The organism is Synechococcus sp. BIOS-U3-1, assembly GCF_014279975.1.
GTDB lineage: Bacteria > Cyanobacteriota > Cyanobacteriia > PCC-6307 > Cyanobiaceae > Synechococcus_C.
The window spans coordinates 1,665,083-1,689,224 of the sequence record NZ_CP047936.1 but is presented as its reverse complement, the minus strand read 5'-3'; the positions used below and the strand labels follow the sequence as shown (position 1 = coordinate 1,689,224).

General features: G+C 53.4%; 32 protein-coding genes. 17 read left to right on the top strand and 15 right to left on the bottom strand.

Features of this window, described 5'->3' with window-relative positions:
• Positions 1-2 precede the first annotated feature (2 nt).
• Positions 3-161 carry a hypothetical protein gene (locus SynBIOSU31_RS09115; RefSeq protein WP_186489362.1) on the bottom strand — a complete coding sequence of 53 codons (159 nt, stop codon included), beginning with the start codon at positions 159-161 and terminating at the stop codon, positions 3-5.
• A 136-nt stretch (positions 162-297) separates the two neighbouring features.
• Between SynBIOSU31_RS09115 and SynBIOSU31_RS14795 the strand changes: the two genes are divergently transcribed.
• The 3 genes from SynBIOSU31_RS14795 to SynBIOSU31_RS09100 all read left to right on the top strand — a co-directional run bounded on the left by SynBIOSU31_RS14795 (position 298) and on the right by SynBIOSU31_RS09100 (position 1,415).
• Positions 298-552 carry a hypothetical protein gene (locus SynBIOSU31_RS14795; protein WP_067093057.1) on the top strand — a complete coding sequence of 85 codons (255 nt, stop codon included), beginning with the start codon at positions 298-300 and terminating at the stop codon, positions 550-552.
• A gap of 288 nt (positions 553-840) precedes the next feature.
• Positions 841-990, top strand: coding sequence for a hypothetical protein (locus SynBIOSU31_RS09105; protein ID WP_186489358.1), 150 nt, complete (start codon positions 841-843; stop codon positions 988-990).
• The gene (locus tag SynBIOSU31_RS09100; protein WP_186489356.1) at positions 987-1,415 is read left to right on the top strand and encodes a hypothetical protein; all 429 of its coding nucleotides are present in this window, start codon (positions 987-989) and stop codon (positions 1,413-1,415) included. The genes SynBIOSU31_RS09105 and SynBIOSU31_RS09100 overlap by 4 nt, the downstream gene beginning before the upstream one ends.
• 142 nt (positions 1,416-1,557) lie before the next feature.
• Here the strand turns inward: SynBIOSU31_RS09100 and SynBIOSU31_RS09095 are convergent, their stop codons facing one another.
• Positions 1,558-2,358 carry a PhzF family phenazine biosynthesis protein gene (locus tag SynBIOSU31_RS09095; protein ID WP_186489354.1) on the bottom strand — a complete coding sequence of 267 codons (801 nt, stop codon included), beginning with the start codon at positions 2,356-2,358 and terminating at the stop codon, positions 1,558-1,560.
• A gap of 7 nt (positions 2,359-2,365) precedes the next feature.
• Positions 2,366-2,602, bottom strand: coding sequence for a hypothetical protein (locus SynBIOSU31_RS09090; protein WP_370593616.1), 237 nt, complete (start codon positions 2,600-2,602; stop codon positions 2,366-2,368).
• Positions 2,603-2,751: 149 nt separating this feature from the next.
• On the opposite strand from SynBIOSU31_RS09090, the gene SynBIOSU31_RS09085 reads away from it, so the two are divergent.
• On the top strand, positions 2,752-2,889 hold the full coding sequence (locus SynBIOSU31_RS09085) for a high light inducible protein (RefSeq protein WP_066908436.1): 138 nt from the start codon (positions 2,752-2,754) through the stop codon (positions 2,887-2,889).
• Entirely contained in the window at positions 2,886-3,047 is a 162-nt protein-coding gene (locus SynBIOSU31_RS09080; RefSeq protein WP_170951881.1) for a hypothetical protein, read from the top strand. Before SynBIOSU31_RS09085 ends, SynBIOSU31_RS09080 begins: the two co-directional genes overlap by 4 nt.
• A gap of 85 nt (positions 3,048-3,132) precedes the next feature.
• Here the strand turns inward: SynBIOSU31_RS09080 and SynBIOSU31_RS09075 are convergent, their stop codons facing one another.
• The gene (locus tag SynBIOSU31_RS09075; RefSeq protein ID WP_186492952.1) at positions 3,133-3,798 is read right to left on the bottom strand and encodes an SDR family oxidoreductase; all 666 of its coding nucleotides are present in this window, start codon (positions 3,796-3,798) and stop codon (positions 3,133-3,135) included.
• Between the two features lie 119 nt (positions 3,799-3,917).
• Here SynBIOSU31_RS09075 and SynBIOSU31_RS09070 point away from each other — a divergent pair, with 119 nt between their 5' ends.
• On the top strand, positions 3,918-4,745 hold the full coding sequence (locus tag SynBIOSU31_RS09070; protein WP_186489352.1) for a J domain-containing protein: 828 nt from the start codon (positions 3,918-3,920) through the stop codon (positions 4,743-4,745).
• A 5-nt stretch (positions 4,746-4,750) separates the two neighbouring features.
• Here SynBIOSU31_RS09070 and SynBIOSU31_RS09065 read toward each other — a convergent pair whose 3' ends face one another.
• Together SynBIOSU31_RS09065 and SynBIOSU31_RS09060 are read right to left on the bottom strand one after the other, a co-directional pair.
• The gene (locus SynBIOSU31_RS09065) at positions 4,751-5,074 is read right to left on the bottom strand and encodes a hypothetical protein (protein ID WP_186489343.1); all 324 of its coding nucleotides are present in this window, start codon (positions 5,072-5,074) and stop codon (positions 4,751-4,753) included.
• 46 nt (positions 5,075-5,120) lie between these two features.
• Positions 5,121-5,225: a DUF4278 domain-containing protein gene (locus SynBIOSU31_RS09060; RefSeq protein WP_186489341.1), complete on the bottom strand. Its 105-nt coding sequence runs from the start codon at positions 5,223-5,225 to the stop codon at positions 5,121-5,123.
• Between the two features lie 271 nt (positions 5,226-5,496).
• Between SynBIOSU31_RS09060 and SynBIOSU31_RS09055 the strand changes: the two genes are divergently transcribed.
• Positions 5,497-5,700, top strand: a complete 204-nt coding sequence (locus SynBIOSU31_RS09055; RefSeq protein WP_115126788.1) for a hypothetical protein — start codon at positions 5,497-5,499, stop codon at positions 5,698-5,700.
• Positions 5,701-5,720: 20 nt separating this feature from the next.
• Here SynBIOSU31_RS09055 and SynBIOSU31_RS09050 read toward each other — a convergent pair whose 3' ends face one another.
• Both SynBIOSU31_RS09050 and SynBIOSU31_RS09045 read right to left on the bottom strand, forming a co-directional pair.
• Positions 5,721-7,646: a DUF4114 domain-containing protein gene (locus SynBIOSU31_RS09050; RefSeq protein WP_186489339.1), complete on the bottom strand. Its 1,926-nt coding sequence runs from the start codon at positions 7,644-7,646 to the stop codon at positions 5,721-5,723.
• A 142-nt stretch (positions 7,647-7,788) separates the two neighbouring features.
• Entirely contained in the window at positions 7,789-7,989 is a 201-nt protein-coding gene (locus SynBIOSU31_RS09045) for a chlorophyll a/b-binding protein (protein ID WP_186489337.1), read from the bottom strand.
• A gap of 485 nt (positions 7,990-8,474) precedes the next feature.
• On the opposite strand from SynBIOSU31_RS09045, the gene SynBIOSU31_RS09040 reads away from it, so the two are divergent.
• Positions 8,475-8,855, top strand: a complete 381-nt coding sequence (locus tag SynBIOSU31_RS09040) for a hypothetical protein (RefSeq protein WP_186489336.1) — start codon at positions 8,475-8,477, stop codon at positions 8,853-8,855.
• Between the two features lie 11 nt (positions 8,856-8,866).
• On the opposite strand, the gene SynBIOSU31_RS09035 is transcribed toward SynBIOSU31_RS09040, so the two are convergent.
• Positions 8,867-9,487 carry a DUF3598 family protein gene (locus SynBIOSU31_RS09035; protein ID WP_186489334.1) on the bottom strand — a complete coding sequence of 207 codons (621 nt, stop codon included), beginning with the start codon at positions 9,485-9,487 and terminating at the stop codon, positions 8,867-8,869.
• 30 nt (positions 9,488-9,517) lie between these two features.
• On the opposite strand from SynBIOSU31_RS09035, the gene SynBIOSU31_RS14605 reads away from it, so the two are divergent.
• Positions 9,518-9,907 carry a DUF3104 domain-containing protein gene (locus SynBIOSU31_RS14605; RefSeq protein ID WP_255477179.1) on the top strand — a complete coding sequence of 130 codons (390 nt, stop codon included), beginning with the start codon at positions 9,518-9,520 and terminating at the stop codon, positions 9,905-9,907.
• A gap of 96 nt (positions 9,908-10,003) precedes the next feature.
• Here the strand turns inward: SynBIOSU31_RS14605 and SynBIOSU31_RS09025 are convergent, their stop codons facing one another.
• Positions 10,004-14,212 carry a hypothetical protein gene (locus SynBIOSU31_RS09025; RefSeq protein ID WP_186489332.1) on the bottom strand — a complete coding sequence of 1,403 codons (4,209 nt, stop codon included), beginning with the start codon at positions 14,210-14,212 and terminating at the stop codon, positions 10,004-10,006.
• Positions 14,213-14,745: 533 nt separating this feature from the next.
• On the bottom strand, positions 14,746-15,057 hold the full coding sequence (locus SynBIOSU31_RS09020) for a hypothetical protein (RefSeq protein WP_186489330.1): 312 nt from the start codon (positions 15,055-15,057) through the stop codon (positions 14,746-14,748).
• A 9-nt stretch (positions 15,058-15,066) separates the two neighbouring features.
• On the opposite strand from SynBIOSU31_RS09020, the gene SynBIOSU31_RS09015 reads away from it, so the two are divergent.
• The 4 genes from SynBIOSU31_RS09015 to SynBIOSU31_RS09000 all read left to right on the top strand — a co-directional run bounded on the left by SynBIOSU31_RS09015 (position 15,067) and on the right by SynBIOSU31_RS09000 (position 16,589).
• Positions 15,067-15,588: a hypothetical protein gene (locus tag SynBIOSU31_RS09015; protein ID WP_186489328.1), complete on the top strand. Its 522-nt coding sequence runs from the start codon at positions 15,067-15,069 to the stop codon at positions 15,586-15,588.
• A gap of 46 nt (positions 15,589-15,634) precedes the next feature.
• Positions 15,635-15,859: a hypothetical protein gene (locus SynBIOSU31_RS09010; RefSeq protein WP_186489326.1), complete on the top strand. Its 225-nt coding sequence runs from the start codon at positions 15,635-15,637 to the stop codon at positions 15,857-15,859.
• Between the two features lie 187 nt (positions 15,860-16,046).
• Complete coding sequence (locus SynBIOSU31_RS09005; RefSeq protein ID WP_255477178.1) at positions 16,047-16,268, top strand: hypothetical protein; 222 nt, start codon at positions 16,047-16,049, stop codon at positions 16,266-16,268.
• 135 nt (positions 16,269-16,403) lie between these two features.
• Positions 16,404-16,589: a hypothetical protein gene (locus SynBIOSU31_RS09000; protein WP_255477177.1), complete on the top strand. Its 186-nt coding sequence runs from the start codon at positions 16,404-16,406 to the stop codon at positions 16,587-16,589.
• Positions 16,590-16,604: 15 nt separating this feature from the next.
• Here SynBIOSU31_RS09000 and SynBIOSU31_RS08995 read toward each other — a convergent pair whose 3' ends face one another.
• From SynBIOSU31_RS08995 to SynBIOSU31_RS08980, 4 genes are read right to left on the bottom strand one after another with little or no spacing between them, the layout of a single operon-like run.
• Positions 16,605-17,870, bottom strand: a complete 1,266-nt coding sequence (locus SynBIOSU31_RS08995) for a cytochrome P450 (protein ID WP_186489323.1) — start codon at positions 17,868-17,870, stop codon at positions 16,605-16,607.
• Positions 17,871-17,909: 39 nt separating this feature from the next.
• Positions 17,910-18,767: a metal ABC transporter permease gene (locus SynBIOSU31_RS08990; protein WP_186489322.1), complete on the bottom strand. Its 858-nt coding sequence runs from the start codon at positions 18,765-18,767 to the stop codon at positions 17,910-17,912.
• Positions 18,760-19,530, bottom strand: a complete 771-nt coding sequence (locus tag SynBIOSU31_RS08985) for a metal ABC transporter ATP-binding protein (protein WP_186489321.1) — start codon at positions 19,528-19,530, stop codon at positions 18,760-18,762. Before SynBIOSU31_RS08985 ends, SynBIOSU31_RS08990 begins: the two co-directional genes overlap by 8 nt.
• Positions 19,531-19,536: 6 nt before the next feature.
• A complete protein-coding gene (locus SynBIOSU31_RS08980) occupies positions 19,537-20,445 on the bottom strand; it encodes a metal ABC transporter solute-binding protein, Zn/Mn family (RefSeq protein WP_255477176.1) in 909 nt (302 codons plus the stop codon).
• Positions 20,446-20,602: 157 nt separating this feature from the next.
• Between SynBIOSU31_RS08980 and SynBIOSU31_RS08975 the strand changes: the two genes are divergently transcribed.
• Genes SynBIOSU31_RS08975 through SynBIOSU31_RS08960 form a run of 4 tightly spaced genes read left to right on the top strand, consistent with a single transcriptional unit; the run spans position 20,603 to position 24,125 of the window.
• Positions 20,603-21,940, top strand: a complete 1,338-nt coding sequence (locus SynBIOSU31_RS08975) for a CobW family GTP-binding protein (protein ID WP_186489318.1) — start codon at positions 20,603-20,605, stop codon at positions 21,938-21,940.
• Entirely contained in the window at positions 21,928-22,977 is a 1,050-nt protein-coding gene (locus tag SynBIOSU31_RS08970) for a WD40 repeat domain-containing protein (protein ID WP_186489317.1), read from the top strand. Before SynBIOSU31_RS08975 ends, SynBIOSU31_RS08970 begins: the two co-directional genes overlap by 13 nt.
• A 25-nt stretch (positions 22,978-23,002) precedes the next feature.
• Positions 23,003-23,812, top strand: a complete 810-nt coding sequence (locus SynBIOSU31_RS08965) for a VanW family protein (protein ID WP_186489315.1) — start codon at positions 23,003-23,005, stop codon at positions 23,810-23,812.
• Between the two features lie 52 nt (positions 23,813-23,864).
• Positions 23,865-24,125, top strand: a complete 261-nt coding sequence (locus SynBIOSU31_RS08960) for a hypothetical protein (protein WP_186489314.1) — start codon at positions 23,865-23,867, stop codon at positions 24,123-24,125.
• The last annotated feature ends 17 nt before the right edge of the window (positions 24,126-24,142 follow it).

The window sequence follows — 24,142 nt, the reverse complement described above, 5'->3', positions numbered from 1 at the left end:
GGTCACTGTTCCGAAACCACCCAGGCTGTGGCAGCCCTTTGACGGATGTAGAGGTCAGTCAGTTCACGAGCCAGGGCCTGGAGTTCATGCACATCAGTGGTGGAGTCGATCATTCGCTTTAGCGATTCAGCCTCAAACTGCTGAGAAAGGTTGATTTGCACGAATCAGCGAGTTGTTAGCCGAATCTTAAAAAAATGTCATGTCGTGTGGAGAGCCGCTTGCGCTGCCGGCTTGTGGCTCCACTCGCGGTGCCCCGGCGCGAGCGTCATGATGTAACAACTTCGTTACAAAGCTCCGATGACCCTTGGTGAATTGTTTCTTGAAAGCCTGTCCACGGGCGTGATCACGGAAGATGAGGTTGATTGGCTCGCTTCTCATCAACATGTTTTTTCCCGTGCGGAAGAAGCTGCCGCAGTTCGTCTTGGCCGTTTGATGGACGATGGTGTTGTCAATCTCGGTTGCCGAGTACCTCCTCAGTGGCTCCAGCATCGGGATGTCGTTGAACATTGGATCGAGCCTCTCGGTCGTCGGCGTCATGCGGCGCAGGCCTGACCAGGCGTCTGGACGCAGTGAATGGGCAATCTCGACAATGTCGATCTCACTGCGCAATTGCTTGTTCGACTGAATTATTTATTTTTTGGGTTCCCCTTTTGTCATGCACTCTGCTTGGTGCATTCGGCCTAACAGGAGCTATTCGGATGTTGTGTACTGATGGGTTAATAACAAGTTGTTAGAACTATGAACAACATAGGTTTGTGAGTGGTGTCCTTCCAAGGTATCTCCTAAATTTATTGTTGCTGTTGCACAGATGCCGTGCCGCTGATCCCCCGTTGGCAATATATGACTGACGAAAGTAAGGCGCTGGTCAAGCGTGGCACTATCAGTCTGTTGATCGTGTTTGTCGCCGTCGTTGTGTTGCGTGCACTTCTCCCTTGGGTGTTGCTCGGCGTGATTGTCTGGTTCGTCTGGACCTGGGTTGCGCGGCGTTGATTGCGATCTATTCCAAGCATCACAGGCATGCGTCGCCTGCTATACATGTTGTTGCTTGCAAATATTTTTATAAACTTTTAAATCAAATACCAATTTTGTCTCACTTCAAATCAATGAAAAACTCAATAAATCAAACTATTTTGTTGGTTGGTTGCGCTGTTGTTGCTTCATGCACTCTGATTGAGGTCAAACCTTCCAAAGCACTCGATCACGATAAGTGTGATGCTATGGGGAAAAGATATGCCGAGCTGAAAGCTTCAAGGGATGCAGCGATGGAGTCAGTTCCTGGATGGGTGGACGAATCGCAGGACCCAGGTGGCTATGCAGAGTGGAGAAAAGCCGTTATTGCTGTGGGTGTGCCATACGATGAAACAATGCTGTCGATCAGAAAAGACGCGATTTCTGAAGGTTGTATCAAGCATTAATTTTTTGCGTCTGGAACTGCCGCGTAGAGGGTGATCATGAAGTGTGTTGTCTGTTAGACACTCCGGTACTAAGTGTTTGGTTGTTTCGGCTTTTTATTGATCTACAGCTGAATCTGCAAATGTTAAAAGGCTTCCACATCACTTAGTCCAGTTGATCAGGAGAGAGATGTAAAAACCCACTGAGATAGGGAATCACACGGCCGCTGATTAACACCCTGTCATGGGCCAAAGCACAGTGCAGCAGTCCCCCTCGAGCCGAAAGTTGACGGGCGACCAGGTTTGTGCGCTTGAGTCGTGCAGACCAGTAAGGCGTCAGCGTGCAATGTGCAGACCCAGTCACTGGATCTTCCTCGATGCCGCATGACGGTGCGAAGAACCGGCTGACGAAATCCACGTTGTCCCCGGGTGCCGTGACGATCAGGCCCCTGCCAGGCAGGGCGGCGACAGCTGCTGAATCAGGCTTCATAGCCTGAACCTCGCGCTCATGCGCGACCACCACCATTAGATCTACCGCCCCTAAGCAGGCGACCGCGTTGGTGCCGAGTATTTGGTTGAGTTCTCTTGGGATGGCGCAGGGTTTCGCTGGCTGCGCCGGGAAGTTAAGAGTGAGTTGTTGCCCATTGCGTTGAACCGTCAGTGGTCCGCTCCTGGAGCTGAATTTGACAATCTCGAGCTCTGGTTCTTGTTGAAACACGACATGGCCGGCCGCCAATGTGGCGTGGCCACAAAGATCAACCTCGCAGGTGGGAGTGAACCAGCGAAGGGTGTAGCGACCTCCATTGCCGACATAAAAAGCTGTTTCGGAGAGATTGTTCTCAGCAGCGATCGCCTGCAACAGTCGATCTGGTAGCCAGGTCTGCAACGGGCAGACAGCGGCAGGGTTGCCCTGAAACGGACCTTCAGCAAAGGCGGCGACCTGTTCGATTGGGATCGGCCCTCTCATGAGATGTTCAGCTGGATCCTTCGCGGGTGTGCTTATCGGCAGAGCCGCGTGATCTTTCGACCTGTGAGAACAGGAGCCATGCCATGGCAGCGAGAACCCCTCCTGTCCATTGGTTGCGCAGTAGTTCAACGATCGCAACCGTGCTTGCTGCAATCCTTAGAGCCCGCAGCACAATCTGCTGAAGCGTTGGTTTGGCAGGTGTTTGCTGGTCCATCGTCGACTTGACGGCAGTGGCATCTTGCATGCCTCCAACCCATGCGCGATCAGGCTGTGGCTGCCGTGTCGCTAGAGCGCCCGTCAAAGATCGAGCGGCTGGACGGCTATCCAATTGCACGCTGGCTCACACGAGGGCGACACAATCTGTTACAAAGGGTTCACACGCGATTCTTTTTCATGGACAACGCAAAATTCGGTTTCTCTGCTTTCGCTGAGCAGTGGAACGGTCGCCTCGCAATGATGGGCTTCGTGATCGGACTCGGCACCGAGCTTCTGACTGGTCAAGGAATCCTCTCTCAGGTAGGCCTCGGTTGAAATCCATACAGGAGCCTGATGTTTGGGCACCGGAAGATCGTGTTGGGTATGTCCAACTGATTCTCTTCGGTGCGTTCATCGCGACCCTCGGAGTAGGTGCCAACATTGTTGTGAAGTACCTCTGGTCATCGCTGGACGCTCTCAGCAACTATTTTTGATTGAGTTCAACCAGTCGCTGTCAGTCGACGTTGATTCTTTCACCCTCTGCCATAGGCAGGGGTTTTTTATTTCAATTGCCGTTTTCTACCAGGGCAGCACTGTGCCGTTGGCATGCCAGAAGCTGCCACTGTTCTGAAGAGTCAGTTCGTCAATTCGTGCGATCAGTCCTTTGACAGAGTCCTCTGGGCTGATGCCGTTAGGATTGAATCTGACCATCCGAGTTTTAACGAGGCCAGGATGAAGAATCGCCACGGCAATGCCTCGACTCTGCAGGTCGACAGCGAGTGATTTTCCTGCGATGTTCAGCGCCACTTTCGACATCCTGTAGCCGTAAGACCCCCCTGAGCTGTTGTCTTCGATAGAACCCATACGGCTGGTCATCAGCACCAGTTTTGCCCCCTCAGGCATCAGCGGGATGAGAGCTCTGGTAAGTAAAAGAGGAGCCAGCGCATTCACTTCAAACTGCTGGCGGATGCCATCGGGGTCGAGGTCGCTCAACCCCATCGACTGCAGCATCCCTGCATTGAGAATCACGGTGTCTAGTTGTTGGCCGGCCAGTCCATTGGCCAGCGCTGCGATTGAGTCTGGGCTGGTGAGTTCAATTCCTGATTCAACCCTCACACCAAGCTCATCCAGTTCATCGCTTGACTGACGGCAGACCGCAATCACGTTGTCTCCACGGTTGTGGAGCTGTTGGCAATACGCAAGACCGATTCCCCTATTTGCGCCGGTCACGAGATAAGCCGCCAATGGCCGAGTTGCTGCAGAGAACCATCCTGCCTTCAGCATCAACGGATGGGGACCTCGCCCATCGCCTCGGCTCGTAGTCTTTTGGCATTCGCCAATCCGGTCGCTGTCGCGCGGTTTTCATGGGCTTTGATCCGCGCCAGTGGTCGCCGTCATCGTCAACCCGTGACGATCGCAACCGGCAGAACCACGCTGAACGTGTCACCAGCAATGTGGAAGCTTTGCTGCGGGAAAACGACGCTCTGCGTAGGGAGGTGCAGCGATTGCATCAGCAGCTTGATCGTTTGCACCGGCAGCAGTGGCAGCGACCTCAGCGTGATGCGGACCGTGATTGGAACAGGCAACAGCCATCGACTCTGGTGAACTCTGCGCAGGTGCAGCGCTGGGGAGATTCTCTGGCGATGCAGCCGGGTTGGAGTGTGTTGCGCCAGCACGGCCTTGAGCAGCTGATCGACCAGCTCAATCGCAGCAGCTTTCACTATCAGCTCAGCTTGAGTCAGAGGCTCGACCGGGTGGTCAGTGGTCTTGGCACTGATCTGTTTGCTGCCGTGGGGGGCAAGTCCACGAAGAAAACCGCGGCGGTGCTGGCCGCGTTTGCGCTCTATGGGGTGCGGGCCAGTGAATGGCTTGATGAGGATCCACGCAGGGTGGTGGCGGAACTGCGCCAACGCCATCAGCAAGGCCAAGATCATCGCCAGACCGGCAGCAGCGGTCGGCGGACCCGAAGCGATCAACGGGCGACGGATCGAGAGCCAACGGGACAGGGTCAGAGAGGATCGGACGCTGCGCGTTCCTCAGCCCTGTCAATCCTGGGGTTGCAGGCGAACGCGTCCCAGGATGAAATCAAGCAGGCATTCCGGAAGCTGGTCAAGCAGCATCATCCCGACCTGGGTGGATCGGCGGATGCCTTCCGCCGTGTCAAGGACGCCTATCAGTTGCTAATGGACTGAAGGCCTCATTGCCAGAGCACTTCAATCGTGGATCCCTCGGACATGTCGAAGCGGATGCCTGTTGAGTTGTTGCTGCGCTGATAACGCAGTCCCACCTCGCTGTGAGGGAAGTTGAATGTCTGCGCGCGGAACATGATGGTCACGTTGCCCTGGCGTTGGCTGAACCGGCACGGACCTGATTCGACCGGAACCGAAGGGTTCTGATTGCTCAGCTGGCAATGGGCGATTGTGCTGTCGGCATGAACCCTCATGACCGGTTCAGAGATCGCAAAACAAGCATTCAGTAGCAGAAACTTGCAGGTGAGTTTCAGTGGCTGGTGCAGATGCATGAAAAAGCCCTGCGGAGCAGGGCGTTGTGCCGTGTTTCGGCGGAACTCATCTGGCTACTTTCTGGCCCCGGTACACGAGTTCAGAACGCTCGCTGCTTTTGGCGACAGCGGTGTTCTGCACGTACTTCTGGCCGCGGTAGGTCAGTGTCATGGTGGTTCCTCGAAGCAAGCTCAGGTCCCCGTTCCATGGCCTGAGTCGAACTGCGCCTCGCCAAAGACGAGGTGAACGGTGTTGAGAGTCTCAACGCAATTTTTATAGCAGGCTGGAGAACAGTAATGACGTTCGTGCCGCTACACGGCGGGTTCAACCTGCATCGGCTGCGCTGCCTGCTGTAATCCAACGCGGCTTCAATCAATGCAATCGCCTGTTTCCAGCCCGGCATTGTTCAGCTCCTTAGGATGATCCCAACGCAAGCCGCGACATGAATCCCAAGCAGGTGGGCGCCCTCCGAAGGGCTGTGATCTATTTCCTGGTGGGGTATGGCGGACTGACTGTGATTAACAACAGTGGTTTGGCTCCTGAACGGATGTGGCTGGCTTACACGCCCTTGTTTGTGGGGGTGTATTTCTTTGCGCGCTGGGCGGACGCCAGGATCGCTGCGTCAGGCCAGACCAAGGACGAGTGACTGGGAGATGAGGGCGTTGTTCAGACTCCCAGGCTGAAACGCACAATCAGGTCGTCATAGTCGCGATCGCCGCCTCCGTAGCCATCCTCCATGCCCCATCCATTGGCGCCGAACCCGGTGAAATGCACGAGTTTGTCGGGGTTGGCCGCGGCAAAGGCGAAATAGCGCTCACCGCTCGTCTGATTGATGATCAACGGTGCGTAGATCGCACCGCTCTCCAGGGTGATGCTGAAGGGAGCGATCTTGGAGTTGGTTAACTCCAGGGTGTTGTCGCTGATCAGATCGGCGCGACGGCCTGCTGCTTCGGCATATCCAGGCTCGCCGGGTTTTAGGATTGATCCGCTGAGTGGATCCACCACCGTGCCCTTGTCGTCGCTGACCGAATACCACTGAAGAACGGAGACGTCTGCAGCCGATCGACTGAAGGATCCCGAGACGTTTACATCACTCTCTGCATCAGCGTCGCTGATATCGATCAGATCAATGACAGACAGCTGAGCTCTTTGGCCTGGAAGATCCGTTGCTGTTGAGGATGACGCTTCGAAACTGCTGAAGAAGCGACGGCCCTGAGGATCGATGTAAGCCAGGATTGTCTGTCCTGTGAGTATGTCTTCGACCGCAGTTCCCAACAGGCGACCCACAGGTTGAAGATTCCAAGGATTGCGCAGGACGGCACCGTCGCTTTCCACAAAGGTGACCTGCCTGGCACCGTCCAGATCGAAGCTGATTGGAATGCTGTGGTCCTGGCTTGGCACGGTGAACGGGCCTGGAGCGGCACCGGGGGCATTGGGACTGTTCCCTGGTCCGCCCGGGTTGTAAACAGCGCTGTAGCCATTTCCGGATGGCATGCGCACTGCACTGAGTGACTTGATGGCGTTTCGATCACCTTCAAGGATGACGTCGTAGTAGTTGTCATGGTCCTCGACATAAGCCGCGTTCAAAGGAGTCCCTGCAGGTGCCAGATCAGCGAGGCCCACCACGGCGACCATGCCCTGATTCCCGATGGCATAGGACACTCCCGTTTCAGTGATCGTGACGCTCTCACCGCTTCCCGTGGTCGCTTTCAGCTGGAAAAACCGGCCGAAGTCATTCGGCATCAGGCTCGCGATGCCGTCCGGTGAAAAACCGGCGCTGGTGTACAGCCGCAACCGGTACTGAGCCTGATCGCCATAGGAATCAGAGCCACTGTTGTTTTGTGATGCAGCACCGACACCAACGGGTCCGCCCTCTCCCAGATCGCTGTACAGATTGAGCTTCGCGGACACCAGTCGAGGACCATTGCCTGCTACATAAGAGTTGCTGCTGTCGATCGACAGCCCAACGGCATCGACCGCTCCTGACCTGCCAATCATCTGAAGCGGTGTGCCGTCGTTGACGATCGCTACCGATATCGGGTATTTGGCACCGGCATTGCCAGGTGTGGTGCGATTGCCGAAATCACCCATGATCACCACCGTCTGACGCTCGTTGTGCTCGAGGTTCGGCATCAGGCCAGCGATCTGGGGGGTCACCGTCGTCCCGTCACTCAGGGTCACCTCAAAGTCACTACCATCGGCATCCAGGTACGAGGGCAGCACGGGAAAGCTGAACACCAGCGGCATGGTGTCAGCGAGCATCAGTCTGGTGGCGTAGGTGCCGCTCGCACCTACCAGGCCGCCGGCGGATGTGAGTGCTCTGAGGGTTGGGTTCAGCGTCGGGTCAATGGTTTGCCAGGCCACATTGAATTCCGCAGCAGCCTGTTCTGCATTGGCACCCATCAAGCGTGGGACGCCTATGTATCCGTCGAAGCCGAAGTTGCCGGTCAGAAACTTCGCTTCGTCGCCGAACAGATCAGCTCCGTAGACAATGGGTGTGAGCAGACTCGACGCCAGTGTCGATCTGTTGGCGATGTCGGCATTGATGGTCTCAAGCAGTGGACCGGCCCACTCGCTGTAAACAAGCGCCATCGTTTCTGCAGCCGTTCTCTTGAAATTTAGGGAACCTCCGGGATCTTTCAAACGGCTCAGTTCTGTAGGTTCCCATCAAAAAAGCACCTCTTAGCAATTGCTTAGGAGGTGCTTTCGATTGGCTGGAGGTGAATAAGAGAGCTCAGCTGAGGCCCAGCATTCCAAAAGTGATCTGGCTGAGGATGCCGTGGCCGGTCAATGCTTCGGTGAGTACACCCACTACGAATCCGAGCATGGCAACGCGACCGTTTAAAAGCTCTGCACGCACCATCCGCTCGCCTTTGATCTGGCTAGCAGCTGCATCTTGATACCACTGATCCTGTGTAGGAGTTGAAGAACCCATGAGCTTTTTGCTTGTGAAGCAATATTACAGCCTTTTGTAACGGAGTGCAAAGCAAGCGGAGGTGTGGACTTGGTCTAGTGATGCGCTGCTCGCCGAGACCGCCTGCAGGGCAATGCATCTGCCTTAGACAGTTTGAAACCGGGATCGCCTGCTGATCAGGTCTATTCAGTCTGATCGCTTGATCAACTGCGAATGGGCGTGAACCAATCCCGACATCTTTCGGTTGCTTCGCGAGATGTCTGTTTCAGCCGCACATCTTGAACACAGAAGCCAAAAGATGTTGTGTTTCAGATCGAAGAGCTGACCGATGCAGGCTGGCATCAGACCGACTTGCACGACACCAAAGACCACGCTCTTTGGCATGCAAGATCCAAAAGTGATGCAGATGGTCACACCTATCGGGTGATCAGTAGGGAATCGAGTCTGGTTTGTTTGATGACCAGGAATGGCAGTGAATGCTGGCAACTGGATTGAGTGCATCCAAGATGCGTTCACTGTTAGTTGCTTTCGCTTTGCCTGTGATTGCTCTTGGCTCGCTGGGACCGGCCAGGGCCGATCGGTGGTCGAGCTGTCTCTACAACAATCGAAGTCTTGATTGCAGGCGAACTTTCCTTTGTCCGGACGCTCCCTGCAACGTCTTCCGATTGGCATGGAAAGACGGCGCAAGTGATGTATTCACGCACTTCAAAGACGGAGTTGCGCGCACTGTGGGTTTCTACAAAGACACTCGAGGAGGGGAGTGGATGCTGCGCGGATTTGCAGGTTCATTCGGGCTGCGCAATCCAGCCAATGGCAACACCATCGTTTACGGCATGACGCTCTCCGAGTGCAAGCAATCGATGCTTGATGATTTCTGCAGTCGATAGCCCCTCACGCGTCATCCCCAGATGTCTGTTTCCGAGAGGGTCTCGAGGTATCCGTTGGCGTCGTAGCGACGCACGATCTGATGTGTTTGCCCCTGGGGAGTGATCCAGCGCAGGCCACAGGCCGTTGCATCTCCCATCTGTCGATCTCTCGCATCAAGTAACAGCTCAACATTCGGCTCTGGCTGCCAGATCATCCAGTTGCCACTGGTTCTTGTCATGCATTCCAAGGGCTGAACCGGTGCTTCTGGTTCACGGCCTTGCCTGGTTTCAACGATGTAGACCACCTGATCAAGACCATTGAATCCATGGCGCGCAACAAGCCGTCGCCGTTCTTCGCCATGGACGACGCTCAGTTCTCCTACCCAGGCCAGGGGAGTAATCGCACTGGGGCCGAGTGACCATCCGCCACTTGCATCCACCTGCATGGTGAAAGGTATGTTTTCGAAATTCATCGACCGCTGCTGACCGCTGGAGAGGTAGGTGAGGCAGTTTTCAATCACGCCATCGCGTTCTTGCACCTGGAGCGATGTCGGGAAACGATCTTCCTCTTTGCCGCTGCTGCTCAGCCGGATGAAGCAACCCTTCCAATGTCCGCTGTTGTACTGCACCAGCGCAGAGCGGGGGTCATGCATGGCCTTAAGTGGGTTAATCGACCACCAATCGTGGCTGCTGGAACGGGCAGCCGTGATGCATGGAGAAACGGAAGGCCTTCCCTCCGGAGAGGGGCAGGTGGTTTATTGACTTCAGGGAGCGATGAACTGAAAGTTTCCTCGACCGACGGTCACTGCGACCCGATCACCAGAACTGTTGTGAGTGCCGACGTAGCGCTTGTTGTTGAGAAACAGCTCAGCATCTCCGTTCTGCCAAAGGACGATGGATCGCTTGGTTCCGTTGGGTTCAACAAGATCGATCACGTTTTGGCCGTTGCTCCAGGGATGACGGTGATCGTGCGGCATGACGACCTGACCGGAGAAAAGCTGCGGCGTGCCCGTGCCCCTTCCATGGACAACCTCTTTCAGATCGCTGATGTCGACTCCGGGCTGATCCGGTGACTCAAATCCTGCCGAGGGATCCAGGGCAATAAAAAACCCCGCACTTAGCGGGGCTTGGTCTAGTCGTTTTAATCATCATTAAATCTTAAATGACTGCTAGAACATCTCAACAACTCCAGCTGGCGCAGACGTTGTCCGATAGGTTGCGTTAGCTCCCACGGCCTCGAATGGATCGCCAATAACAGATTGATCAGGCATGGATGTTGCGATCGCATCGACCTCCAGCCGGCTGAATGTTTCAGCATGAATGGTGAACTCATTGCTGGAATTGATGCCATTGGGCTGAGCTGCAAGCGGATTTCTTGAATGATTCATGTACCCTTCACTGAGGCCGGCATCGTGATGCATTGGTGTCCAGTCAGAGCTGTCTGCATCTGCATTGGTCATTGTCTGTCCGGTAAGAGAATCAGTTTCGCCTTTTAATTGCGATACGGTGCCGGTGACATTGTTGGCGGATTCAACAATGTTTCCAGTGAGTGAATCAACCATCATTGACTGATCAGCTGATGTGGAGGTAGTTGTTGGCTCAGCATTAGATTGGGTTTGTGGGCTAACACTTGGGTCGGCCTTTTTAACCTCTTCTACTGCAGTCTTGGATGGATTGAGCTCCGGCTCAACAACCTGGTTTTCTTGGGTGATGACTGTTGGATCTCCCATGATGTTTTCATAGCTAACAATTGTTTTCTTGCTATCACCTTTAATGAGGTTGACCTCTTTTTTTGTTCTATCAATAGACACTTTGTGCCCATTTTCTAGGTGCGAATCTAAGCCATTAATTACTACAGTGTCTCTTCCGCCTCGGCCATCGATTGATACTTTCTTGATCGAGTCAACTGTATTAGAGGTTCCCTTCTTGGTATCAAAGTCAACGATGATCTTTTCATCTCCTTCTGATCCTTTAAATGTGGAGCCTTCTTTGAACACGATCGTCCTGGCAACTTGTCTATTCCTTGTTCGATTCGGATCAGTTGTTGAGAATTCCACAGCAGGTGCTAGCCCTTTGAGATCGATATCAGCTTTTTTGCCAAAAAATAGATTTTCTACTTCTGTGAGCGTGTCGTCCATGATCGGATCTGTTGCTTTTGCTTTTGCTTTTGCTTTTTCTTTTGCAAATTTTACGCTTATCTTTTCATCTTGGGCTCTTATCTTCAGGGCTTGTTCTATGTTGCTGTAGCTGACTGTGTCGATTCCTTCACCACCTTTGACAACATCCTTGCCTAGCCCGGGTTGTACGTAATCATTCCCTTGGCCTAGATGGAAAGTGCTGGCGCCTTCGTCACCTTCAACAACATCATCACCTTGATAAGTACGAACTATCAAGTTCGTATGAATATCGTTGCCTTGATAATCTCTTTTGATTTTCACTCGGTCATTGCCATTTCCTGTGAGTCGATGCTGGGACTCGTTTGTGACTTTAAGCCATTTTGACTGAGCTCCTAGTCTTGCAAAAGCGAAGCTATTGCCATTTACTGTTTTACGTTCGAATTGAATAAAGTTATTAATATAATCACTCTTGTTTGGGATATTCGCCATCTCTTTTGTCTGCTCTTTCGTCAACCTCAAAAGCGCAAATTGCTTGGCCTTGTTGTTTGCCGTCCTGTTGTTAAAGTCCCTATTATTGATTGATATAATTGCCTGTCCATTTGTCACACGTTCCCATTTCAGCAATGGATCAAGCCCTGGCTCAAATTCCACCGTATGAGTTCCAAGGCGGAAGTTGTTATGGTCTGGGCGCGTTATTACATGGTTGACCTGAATGTGATTTGTCTTTAAACCATCCTTAAATTGGGCTTCGATTTTCATCCCTTCCTTGATCGTCTCTTCTCTCTGTTTGAGCTCTTTCTCGATGCGGGTCGTTTCGGATATTTCACTCCCGATTCCTTTAACTAAATTGACAAATAGACTGAATGGTCCTGTTTTGGCGCCGGCTTGGCCAGCTGCTTGGATTCCTATTGAACCCCAAGCCTCCAAGAATCCTTTCCTGCTATTACGAATCGCTTCTTCTGTCTTCACGGAATATACCTTCTGCATAATCCCTGAAATTCCATCTCTCCAGCTTTGCCAATTCTGGACTTCTGCGGTGACAGTATTGCTGTCGCCCCTCTGCATCGCTGAAAAGATGACATGCGACTTGTTTGGGTCAAGCTCAATGGTTTGACCAACAATGTTCGCTTCATTCTCTTTGACTACAAAAGAATTTGATCTAACCGTGATGCTTGTGGGCTCTTTGTCTGGTGCTTTGACAAATGTAGCTGAATTCGCGAATGCTTTGCTTCGGTCAACATTGTGATCAGTATTATATGCACCTGGCGCAACAATTTGTCGCTTAATGTCAGGCGTTTTGTGGTTGTCATGCTGACGGTAATTGTCGATTTTGATTTCAATGTATCTGCTGTGAATGTTATTGGTTTTGCCGGCTGAAGTGGAGGACTCTGCTTGGTTTCCTAATGCATCAGTTGACCTGACCGTTACCGAGTTTTTGTCATTCTTGTGGGCTAATGAATTTATGAATCCGCCTTGTCCCGCCCCGTCCGCGCCGGTGTGTCGTCGAATATCGTGTGCAAACTGAGTGTTGGTGCCTCCCCATCCTCTTGTGTTGGAGTCATCAACCCCGTCGAAAGGATGGACTGCCTGGCCTCCGCCATAGCCTGCATCCGAGCCTGTTCCATATAGCCCCGTGTTGCCTTTAGTGCCCCTTATGCCGAAGGCATCTCTAGCGCGGCTCCACTCGCTGGCGCCAGGAGCTGCAGGTCCAATACCGCCCTCTCCTAGCTGGGCACTATTCGGTGCATTTGAACCATTTTTCCCATGGTGGCCTTCCCAGTTCGAAGGAAAGAGAGCGGGGTCTTTCTTCCCTGGTGCGCCACCCTCAACATGCTTGCTGCCAAAACTATGGTTGCGGTCATTGAGTCCACCGCCTCTTAGACCTGGATTTCCAGCTTTTGCATAGTTATAAAAGTAGAACCTTCCCTTGTAACCCTCGTACGGCTCTTCTCCTGCAGTGGGAATCAATGCTCCCTTACCACCTATCACTTTGTTCCCTTGGATGACGCTATCGCTCCAAGTCAGATGTCCGTTGTAATGAAGGATTCCCGCTCCTGCCCCGTAGCCGCCACCGCCGCCGCCGTTTTCTGCAGCATCTTGTCCTTTAGCAGTTGTTTCGAATACGTTGATATTTGAGGCATCAACATTTAGATCTGGTTGTTTGTTGACATCGTGCTTGTTTGCGTATTTGTATTCTCCAATCGTGAAGGCTGAGCCATGGCTTATGCGTTTGATCGAGATATTTTTTGAGTCATAAGTGTTGATTTTGATATCGCCATGCGTGAGCCGATATCCTTTTTCGCTTTGAATTGTCATGCTTTCTTTGAAGCGAATCTCGGAGGCAATGTTTTTAGCCCCTAGCTGATTGGCCTGCTGCACGGCCCACCCAAAAGAGCCTTTGCTTGTGTCTCCAGCGTTGCTGGTTACTTCGATGACATGTCTTTGTTGCAGTTTGACCGTTTGGGTCACACTCTGATTCGTTGACTTATCAGTGGCTTTGATAGTGAATTCATAGGCTGCTGGACCCTTTGCTTTGCTTGGATCTGGAGCAAATGCATCGCCCTTGAATTCCACTTTGCCAGTGTTGTCAATGTCAAACAGGCCTTTGTCCTTTCCTTCGATGGAGTATTCAGTGTTGCGGTCTGCTTTCCATTGGCCGACAACATTGTTTGTGCTGCTGATTAGACCATCGCCTTCCAGCATGATTTCAGATGAACCTTGCTGTTGATTGACAGGACCTTTCAGCGAAAGTGCGCTTGAGCTTTGAAAGCCATCACCATTGAGGTCTGCTTTGTGTTCGCCTTCCCGCTCGTAAAGCTCACTGGTGTTGAGTTCCTGAGCCTCTCCGCTTTGAGTCCAGGTTTTTTGGGTGTTGTCGATGCTGTATTTGGTTTCGCGGAATGCTCCGGTATTAGCGTTTTGCCAGATTACGCTTCCGCTTTCGTCAACTTGCTCGGCACTGATCATGTGCCATTTCTGGTCGACTGCGGTGCTGGCTTTGCCGTCTTGGCCATGAATGGCAAAGCTGGTCTCGCCTTGCTTGGCCATCATCGTTTGGTCGCCGGTTTGCTTCAGCAGTTCGGTTCGGCCGGCTGTGTCGAGTTGGAGTTTGGTGTAAGTGACGTCCATTGACCTTGTGTTGGTGTGGGATTTCTCCCGGACACCTGCACCATGTCCGATGCGTTTGTGAGCTTCTGGTTGCGCCCTGGTGCAGCCTGTGAGCAGTTCTGGTGGAGTCCTGGTGAACGAATCAAATCCCACTCCTTGACAGCGTTCTGCTCTCCCGAATACCAGTCACGCCAAAGCTCCCGTGTAGCAGACCGTTCTGGAATTTGATGCGGGCATGTCCAGGCGCATCTGCCGCCTAGCGGTGCTTACTGGAGATCGAGCAGACATTTCTGAGCCTCTCTGACTTACCAACACGGAGGCTGATGGCCCCCATGCTCCCTCTCTTCTTCTTCAAAGAGAGTTTTTCAAGGTCTTGGTCCTGATCTGTACTTTTTCTCTGGCCACTAGTTGAGTGGTCGTCAGAGCAACGGATGGGCGATGCAAGGTGACGTGTCGACCGTGCTCAAGAGTCGTTGAAGCATCAGAAGTGAGAACGCTGTGATCCTCTGGCTCCACTGATGAACTGTGGACGGACCGTTTTGAGGCTGCCTGGTGAGCCTGCAACCGCTCCCGTTTAGTGCTGACTTATGTGCTCACTTATCGGGTTGTGTCCAGTCAAGACACTTGTCAGTCACAGCAGTTGATTTCATAAAAGGAGGCCGTCCCTTCCGGATGGAAGAGACGGCCTATCTCGCTCGTTCGCGCATGGTTTCAGTCCACCACGTGGGGATGAATGAAGGAGTGCGAAGCGACTGGCTGCGGCGTCCCTGGGGCCATGACGTCCAGATGTAGGGCTGATGCGGCTCCGGCGCACCTGCGGCGGTGCAATGGAGTGTCGATCGACGTGGCGCACCTGATGTCTGCCTGTCGAAGGACCAGCCACACGGATGGGTGGAAACTGTTGGAGCACGGGGCCGGAAAGTCAGAAGACTTCCGCGATCTGGTTGGGTGGAGTGTCGGCTGTCATCAGCGCCTCCGATCGCTAAAGCAATGAGCATCAAGGCGCATTGCCTGATTCAGCTGGAACGATTGAGAGTGAAGATGGTGTGTCTGGTTCTGGGATGAAACGACTGGGCGCTCGAGCGTTGGCCTCTGTGTCAGCTCTGGGACTAACGGTTCTGCTCGGTTCCTGTACGGGTGGAGAAGCTCTGAGGCGTTTTGAGTTCAAGCCCAACGCGATGGGTTCTCAGGTGGCGTCGCTGGATGTGCCCGCAGGAGGGGAGCTGAGTTTCTGGAACAGTCTTGATCTCAGTTATGAGCAAGGCAGTTCTTTGGTGTTCAGGATTTCCATCCAGCCGCAGGATGCGTCCAAACCCACAGAGGTGGAGTGTGATGCTCTCGACCCGTCGATGACCTTGATGTCAACGGAGACGCAGCTGCAGGATCGTGTCAATCAATCCTGGAAACTGGCTCGAATGCGCTGTGGATACGGCCCAGTTGCTGGAGATCAACGGCTGCAGGTCACCGTGGTGCCGATTCTTTCCGGACCTGTTGAGATCAGGCGTTTGGTTCTCGAACTGAAGCGCTGAGATTTACGCTCCGGGCCAATCAATCAGCCTTAGTGGCTTGGGATGCATGGCTTTGCAACGTCAATCGGCTGAGTTTCTGCACGACGATGGACTCACATACTGCATTCGGCGTGAGTCGCTCGATCAGGACTTCACGATCTATGAGAAACGCCATGGCGAATGGGTTGATTGTGGTCTTGATCAAGCTGTGAAAGACCTCAATTTCGCAGAGTTCAAGCGCCTTGGATTGCTGATTAAAACGATCATGGATGTTGATCGATGGGTGGTTTAGTGCGTGGATCCGTGGTGCTGTTCTCCGTTCCCGCAGTCTGGTCACCCGACCCTGTTAAGACGGTTTTCCCCCTGTGAAGATTCCGGTATCTGTAGGACTCTTGTCGCGGTTGAGAAGTTCATGAGAGCACCAATTCCTGAGGTGAAAACCTTGGGAATTTTTTTTATGAAGCGGAAGTGTTTTTCAGGTGCTGACAGAACACGATGGATTACTGCTGCTGCACTCTCATTTGCTGGAACCGGAGCTCATCACACCACTGACCGCACTCACGGTTGATGCGGCCGGCCGGCTCACGTATATGGGGCAAGATGGCATTCGGCGAGTGATTGTTGGCGATCCTGATCTGCTGGAGAGACTCCTGCAGAGCGAACAAATCAGTGATGAACAGCATGGATCTCCAGGGTCTTGACGGTGACGTTTAAGTAGGGAAGCGTTTTACTTTTCCATGATTAAGCGCGTCTTTAGATTTTTAAAGTCGGTGTTTTTCGGAGAATCCGATCAACAAATGGCCACGGAAGGTTCTCACTCGGATGACTCTCAATCGTTGAAGAAGAGAACCCTTCAGGCGGTTGCCTCCGGCCTGCACGATCAGGTTTACAAAGGACCACGCGGAGGTCTTTATCGCTTGGATGTGAGCGGCAGGAAGATTTATCTCAAGCAGAGTGACGCGTCTGCAGGCAAACCACGTCGAGCCAGGCGCCGTCGGCAGAATTCCACCAAAGCATCCTGACGGTTTGTGCAGCTTTTATGGCCGCGGTGTGACGCTCACCAGCAGCCCATCGCGAGGAGTTGGGCTGGGAATCTGTTTCAGAGAAAGGTCCTGATCGGGCACCAGGCGAAGCTGCAGTCTCTGGATCAGCCCCACGGTCATCAGCCTGATTTCCAGTTCGGCCAAAGCCTTTCCAAGGCAGACCCGTTCTCCACCTCCAAAAGGCAACAGGGTCTGATCGAACGATCCGTCCAGATGGCGCTGCGGCCTGAATGCGGCGATGTCACTGCCTTCCTCTGCGGTTGATGAAGCCAGTACGACCTGAATGACCCGATCACGGGGAATCTCCACATCGGCTAACTGGATTGGCTGCAGATTGCGGCGGAAGAAGCCTCCTACCGGTGGTGTGAGCCGCATCACCTCCAGAACCGTTGCATCCAGGCGGGGTGATCGATGCGAGGCCTCGAAAGGCCAGGGTGATGTCAGCAGCTCCGGTAGCAGCCAGTTCTCCACCTCTGGGTTGAGCAGCAGGGCTCGAAACAGACAGCTCAGCGATGATGCCGTTGTTTCATAGCCTGCGAACAACAGAAGCAATAACTGCTCTACCAGGTCGTCGTCATCCAGTGGTACGTCGACTTCATCGAGCCCACCACTGAGTAGATCAAGGCCTCCCTGACAGCGGGTGCTGTTCTGTAGCACCGTCTTCAGGCGTGAGAGCAGCCGCTCTCTTGCCGCCAGTGCCCGGGCAAAGGGAGTTCCCGGTACAGCCAGTGGAATCGAAAAGAGGGCCTGGGTCCAGATCTCGAAATCACCAAACAGAGCATCACGATCGTTGGCATCCAGCCCCAGCACGGTCGAGGCGATCACAGCGAAGGCGAAGCGTCGCATTTTGGCTGCCAGAGGCTGCGGATCATCGCTCTCCTGAAGCTCCGTGATCAGTTCCTCGATCAGAACCTGGATGGAAGGTGTATAGCGGCAGAGTGCGCCGCTGGAGAACAGCTGACCCACCACTCGGCGGCGAGCTTTGTGAGCTGGGCCTGTGCGGTTGGCTAGCGACCGGCTGCCGAGCAGTTTCCTCACACTGTCCGGCCACCACCCCTCAAGGGATGCACCTTGCTTCAGCAGATCTGACACCGCCCGCTCACCCCGGATGAACACGATCCGCTGGGCCAGCAGGCGGGTCTCAAAGACATTGCCATGGGCTGCAAAGCGTTTGCTGGCGAACTCAGAGTCACTGAAGAATTCGAGCGTCTCCCTGAGGCCTGTGACAGCACCGGTGCTCGGACAGGTCGTGACAGTCATGAACACTCATCTACTGCACTGAAAACTGATCGGTCCATGTCAGAGCTGAGGGTCAGGAGCTGTGGATGAGGTCCGTCTGAAGATGCCTGAACTGAGAACGAGGGCAATGAGGAAACCCAGGAACTGCACCATCACCACCGAGGGGCCTGAGGGAAGGTTGGTGAGTCCGGATGCCAATAATCCCAGCAATGCGCAGGTGCCTCCCAAGATCGAGGAGACGAAAATGTAGAGCGGAAAACGACGACATAGCAGCCGACCGGCACAGGCAGGGATGACCACAAAGGCACTGATCAGAAGCACGCCGACGGCTTTGATCGACACTGCCACCACAACGGCCAGCAGCACGATGAAGGCCAGTCGATGCCATCGGGTTTGGACACCGACTGCACCAGCAAGTTCCTGATTGAGGGTGAGCAGAACCTGAGCACGCAGGCTCAGGCACAGATAGATCAATGCAGCGGCCAGCAGCATGCCGATCACGATCAGGTCCAGAGTGCTGACCCCGAGAATGTCTCCAAACAGCAGCTGGCGAATCCCGCCCCGATAGCTCTCCACCAGGCTGAGAAACAGAATTGCTGCCGCCAGAGACGTTGAATACACAATGTTCAGCAGCGCATCCGTGGGGAGAGAGCTGCGTTCGACCAGCTGATTCACCAGGATGGCGAACACCACCGCAAAGGGGATTAGAACCAGCGTTGGATTCACGCCCATTAGGATTCCCAGCGTGATGCCCAGCAGGGCGGAATGACCGAGGGCATCGCTGAAAAACGACAGTTGCCTGAGTACGGCAACACTGCCCAACAAACCGCCAAGCGCTCCTGTGAGCAGACCGCCGATCAGCGCGCGCTGCATGAAGGGTTCGGCGAGAACAAGCGCCAGTGCTTGAGTGTCAACCATGACACTGATGCCTGTACTGAACCATGTTGGGTCCATACAGATCGACGAGGCGTTCAGGAGTCAGGGTGTGATCCGGTGAGCCACTGCAGCAGAGGCGACGATTCAGTCCCAAAACCTGATCGCTGCTGCGACGGACCATGTCGAGATCGTGAGAGACGTGCAGAACGGTCCATCCCTCCTGACGCCGCAGCTCAAGTAGCAGCTGCTGGAAGCGTTCGTTCGACGGCACATCAAGGCCTGCCTGTGCTTCATCGAGCACCAGGAGTTGACGGGGCCGCACAACGCAGAACGAGAGCATTACGCGTTTGAGCTGACCTCCCGACAGTTCACTGAGAAGACGGTTGCGCAGATCGATGCACCCGGTGCGATCCAGGGCCTTCTCAACGGCAGTTTTGCGTTTGCGATGTTGCTGCCATGGCCAGCGTGGTCCTGGGGGGTCAAACCCAAAGCCGACGAATTCGGCCACGCTTAGGGGGAAACGACCCTGCAAGGCCAGACTCTGCGGAACATAGGCAATCTGAGATCTGATCGCACCAGGAAGGTCGCCGTTGGCTGAAAGCTGTTCTCCAAGTATCTGAACGTTTCCTTCTTTTCGTGGCAGTAGCCCGAGCAAAGCAGCCACCAGAGTGCTCTTGCCGGCGCCGTTAGGGCCAACCACAGCGGTCTCGCTTTCACTCTGCAGTTCGAACGAGACCTTCTCAACGGCAAGGCGACCTGAACGCTCCACCGACAGGTCGCTCACAACCAAAACTGGGCTGCGCATTAAACGTCAGTCCCCGATGGCCTTGACCAGATTGTTGACGTTGGAGCGCATCACTTCGAAGTAAGTACCAGGCACTTTGGCGGATTCAATTGAGCCTGTCTCAAGGGGGTTGAATTCAACGATATTCACGCCCAGGTCCTTCGCCAAGGCATTGAAAGAACGCTTTCCTTCCTGGGGTTCGCTCAACAGGGCATTGAGGCCAGAGGCTTTGACCTGCGCCGCGACACGTTGAAGATCCGCAGGGCTGGGATTCATTTCCGGGAGGTCAACCAGGTACTCCGCTTTCAGGGAATAACGATTGGCGAAATAGGGGGCAAAGTCGTGGAATGCCACAAACGTCCTGCCCTTGAAGGGCTTGAGCTTGGCCGTGAACTCCGTGTTCAGCTTTTTGAGCTTGGCGGTGTAAAGCTCCGCATTCTTCTTGTAACCATCAGCGCAACTGGGGTCGGCCTTGACCAGACCGTCTCTGATGTTCTCAACCTGCTGGACCGCAAGAATCGGGTCAAGCCAGATGTGTGGATTCACTTCACCGTGACTGTGCCCATGATCGTGCCCATGATCGTCTTCCACTGATTCGATGGTTGGCACCCCGCTGCTGGAATCAATCACCATCAGATCCTTGTTGTCAGCGGAGCTGATCAGATCATCAAGGAACTCCTCCATGCCGAGTCCGTTTTTGACCAGCACGTTCGCGCTACTGAGGTCTGTCAGGTCAGACGGTGTGGCCTGAAAGTCGTGGGGCCCCAGGTTGGCTGGTATCAAGGCTGTGACGTCCGCGCAGTCACCAGCCACCGCTTCGGTGAACAGTGTGATCGGCAGAAATGTGGTGACCACTTTCACTCCCTTGCTTTGGATTGGATCGGTGTTGTTGACAATGGGAGCTCCGCAGGCCACCAGGCCAAGCAGGAGCGACATTGCGCTCATACGCGAAAACACAGAAGCCATTCAGATCTGAAAGCCAGGAGGAGGTTGAGGATCAGAGCTCAATCGAGCCCACTCATACCAATGATAATCATTATCTCGTCGACTGCCCGCTCTCACTAGTGTTGTGAAAGCTTGCCGTTCGGTGTGAATGTATCAAAAAGTACCCGTTACGATTTTGACCGGCTATTTGGGCTCTGGAAAAACAACTTTATTGAATAAGATATTAAGTGAGGAACATGGCAAACGCATTGCTGTGATTGAGAATGAGTACGGGGAGGTTGGTATTGATCAAGGGCTTGTGATCAATGCTGATGAAGAGGTCTTTGAGATGTCGAATGGGTGCATTTGTTGCACAATTCGAGGCGATCTGATCCGGGTTCTTGGCAACCTGATGAAACGACGCGACAAATTTGATTACGTCTTGGTTGAAACAACTGGGCTTGCTGATCCTGGGCCAGTTGCGCAGACATTTTTTATGGATGACGAGATTAGGGATGAATTCACGCTTGATGGAATTGTCACGCTCATTGATGCTGCGCACATTGATCAACAGCTTGAACGAAGTAATGAAAGCTCTGAACAAGTGGCTTTTGCTGATGTCTTGATCCTCAACAAGTCTGACCTTGTTCCTGAGGAATCATTGTTGAAATTGGAGTCACGCCTGCGAGACATGAACACCATGGCTCGTGTAGTGCGTAGCACTCAGGCTGAAGTGCCTGTTGAGACGGTGCTGAATCTAAGCGCCTTTGATCTTGACCAGATTCTGGAGCGTCGTCCCACCTTTCTTGAGCCGGAATATCCCTTTGAGTGGACCGGTGTCTATCAGCTCGAGCCAGGGAAATATGAGATGACTCTCGATGATGGACCAGACCCTGAGATGTCTCTGGTTGCAATTCCAGGGCAGCAAGCTGATGAAGATGCGCTGAAGCAGAGCGCAGAGCAGTGCGTTCGGCTCTTCGCCCAGGCCGCGCAATCTATCAAGCCAAATGATTCGATTGCTGCCAATCAACATCTCAGCCTTGAATTGGAGACGAAGGGCACGAAATTTTTTCCATTTGAAGTGAAAAGTGAAGGAACGATTGGCTTCTACGCCCAGCACACGGCAGAGGAATTTAATCTGAAGATCATCAAAGATGGGCAGCCAGTGAGTCCCGTTAAAGAGCGAGCCTGGGTTGCAGAGCATGAGCACGACGATGAGGTCGGCTCCATGGCCATTGAGTGTGAGGGCAATGTTGACCCTGAAAGGCTCAACGCGTGGATGGGAACATTGCTTGCCGAAAAGGGTGTTGATATTTTCCGCACTAAGGGAATTATCAGCTATCAAAATGAATCCCGAAGAATTGTGTTTCAGGGAGTTCACATGTTATTCACCGCCCAGCCAGGGCAAGAATGGGGAGATGCGCCGCGCTGCAATCAGCTCGTGTTCATCGGCCGTAACCTTGATGAGGCCCAGATACGCAAGGACTTTGCCCAATGCCTGATCTGAAGACGTTTGCCCCCCAGGGCATGCTTCATGAAGGTTGGACTGCCCAGGTTGATGACTATGCGCTGGCCTGTGGATGGATTGGTGAAGAAGATAATCTTCTGGTGTGTGATGTCGCCGGTGGATTGTCTCTCTTTGCGGGACAATCCGGTGAACGAATTTGGACTAAAAGTAATCTTCACCAAGGCGGCTTACTGGCTTTGGCAATTCATCCTAAAGGGGATTATTTCGCCACATCTGGTCAGGATGGATGTGTCTTAATCTGCGATAGTCAGCAGGGAGAAATCCTGCATTCGATTCAACCTGGTAACGTTTGGGTTGAACATCTTGCCTGGTCAGATAATGGCGAAATGCTCGCTGTTGCCGCATCAAAAAATGTTCACATTTACAACTCTGAAGGGGTTGAGACATGGTGCACTGGCGAACACCCCAGCACCGTCAGTTCGATGTCCTGGTCGAAGCCCGATGAGCTCGCCACTGCTTGCTATGGAAAGGTCAGTTTCTTTGACATCTCCAGGAAACAAGTTGCTCAGGAACTGAAATGGCAAGGATCCCTTGTCTCCATGGTGTTGAGTCCCGATGGAGACATCGTGGCTTGCGGCAGCCAGGACAATTCCGTGCATTTCTGGCGCCGATCAACCGGTCTGGATGCTGAGATGACGGGCTATCCAGGCAAGCCCAGTCAACTCGCGTTTGATCAAAGCGGCCACTTACTGGCCACTGGCGGTAGCGATCAGATTGTTGTCTGGAATTTTCAAGGCGATGGTCCTGAAGGATCACTGCCGGGTCAGCTTGTGCTTCACCCTGAAGCCATTTCCAGCCTGGCTTTTGCGCATGAAGGATTGTTTCTGGCCTCCGGTGCAAGGGATGGTTCGGTGTTCGTCTGGCTACTCGATCACAATGGTGATGGCAACCCACTCGGAGGCGCCTTCACTGCTGAAAGAATCAGTGCGCTGTGTTGGAAACCGGATGACACCGCATTGGCGGCGATTGACTCCGATGGACGAGTCTCTGTATGGCCATTCAAAATTCGTGGCTGATCTTTGATCGAGTCCTCTGCTGGGCATGTTTGAACTTTCCCAACCCATTCAGCGCGGCAGGATCCGGCAATTGCTGGGTCGTGAGTTCCATATTGCAAAAAGAAAGATCCACTGGTCTATGGGTGGCCAGACCTGGGCGGCCCGCTCGGACGCCCTGTTGATTAACCATCTGAAGTTCAATCATCAGTCGTTGATTCTTCGTCCCTTGTCAGGGGTGGATCCTCAGCTTCAGCACAACAAGCGCAGGAATCTTCAGCTGGCTATTGCCCGGTTGGACCGGGTTGTTTTGCGCCCTGGCGACACTTTTTCGGTGTGGAAGCTGGTTGGTCGACCGACCAGAAGCAAAGGTTATCTGGATGGTTTGGTGTTGAAACAGGGAACGATTGCTCAAGGTCTGGGAGGGGGGCTTTGCCAGCTTGGGAACCTTTTGTTTTGGATCGCAGGGCACAGTCCACTCACGATCACCGAGCGTTGGCGCCATGGATTTGATGTTTTCCCTGATGTGAATCGATCGATTCCTTTCGGGGCAGGAGCAACACTGGCTTACAACTATGTCGACCTGCAGTTGACCAATCAAACGGCCTACTGCTTTCGCATTCATTTATGGCTGGATGAAATGTATTTGCATGGTGAACTCTTTTGTGACACCAATTATTCATCGACTTACATCCTGGAAGAGCGTCACCACCAGATCAAGCAACAGGTCTGGGGTGGCTATTCCAGGCACAATCAGATTTACCAGATCCGACAGAATAGTGATGGTTCCAGCTCAGACAAGTTGCTGGTAGAAAACCATGCTCTGATGATGTACGAGCCTTTGTTGACAGCAGCTTGAGCCATTCGCTGAAGTCGTGGCTAGCTAGATGAAGTGACGTGATTCTCTGCCCATGGACTGGATGCTGCTGCTGTTGATTGCCGCTTCACATCTGGCCAGCGCTTTCCTGGCTGCGACGATTGCGCAGCAGAAGGCTCGCAACAGCCGGATGTGGTTCGTTGCTGGCCTGCTGTTTGGTCTGCTGGGTCTGATCGCTGCTGCTGGTCTTCCCGATCGTCATCAGATCGTTTATTTGCGCCACCTGGCTGAAGCACAGGGCTACAGGAATAAAAGGGGTTCTGGAGGTACGGGCGGCAACTCACGCAAGACTTGAGGTTGCTTCTTCAGCAA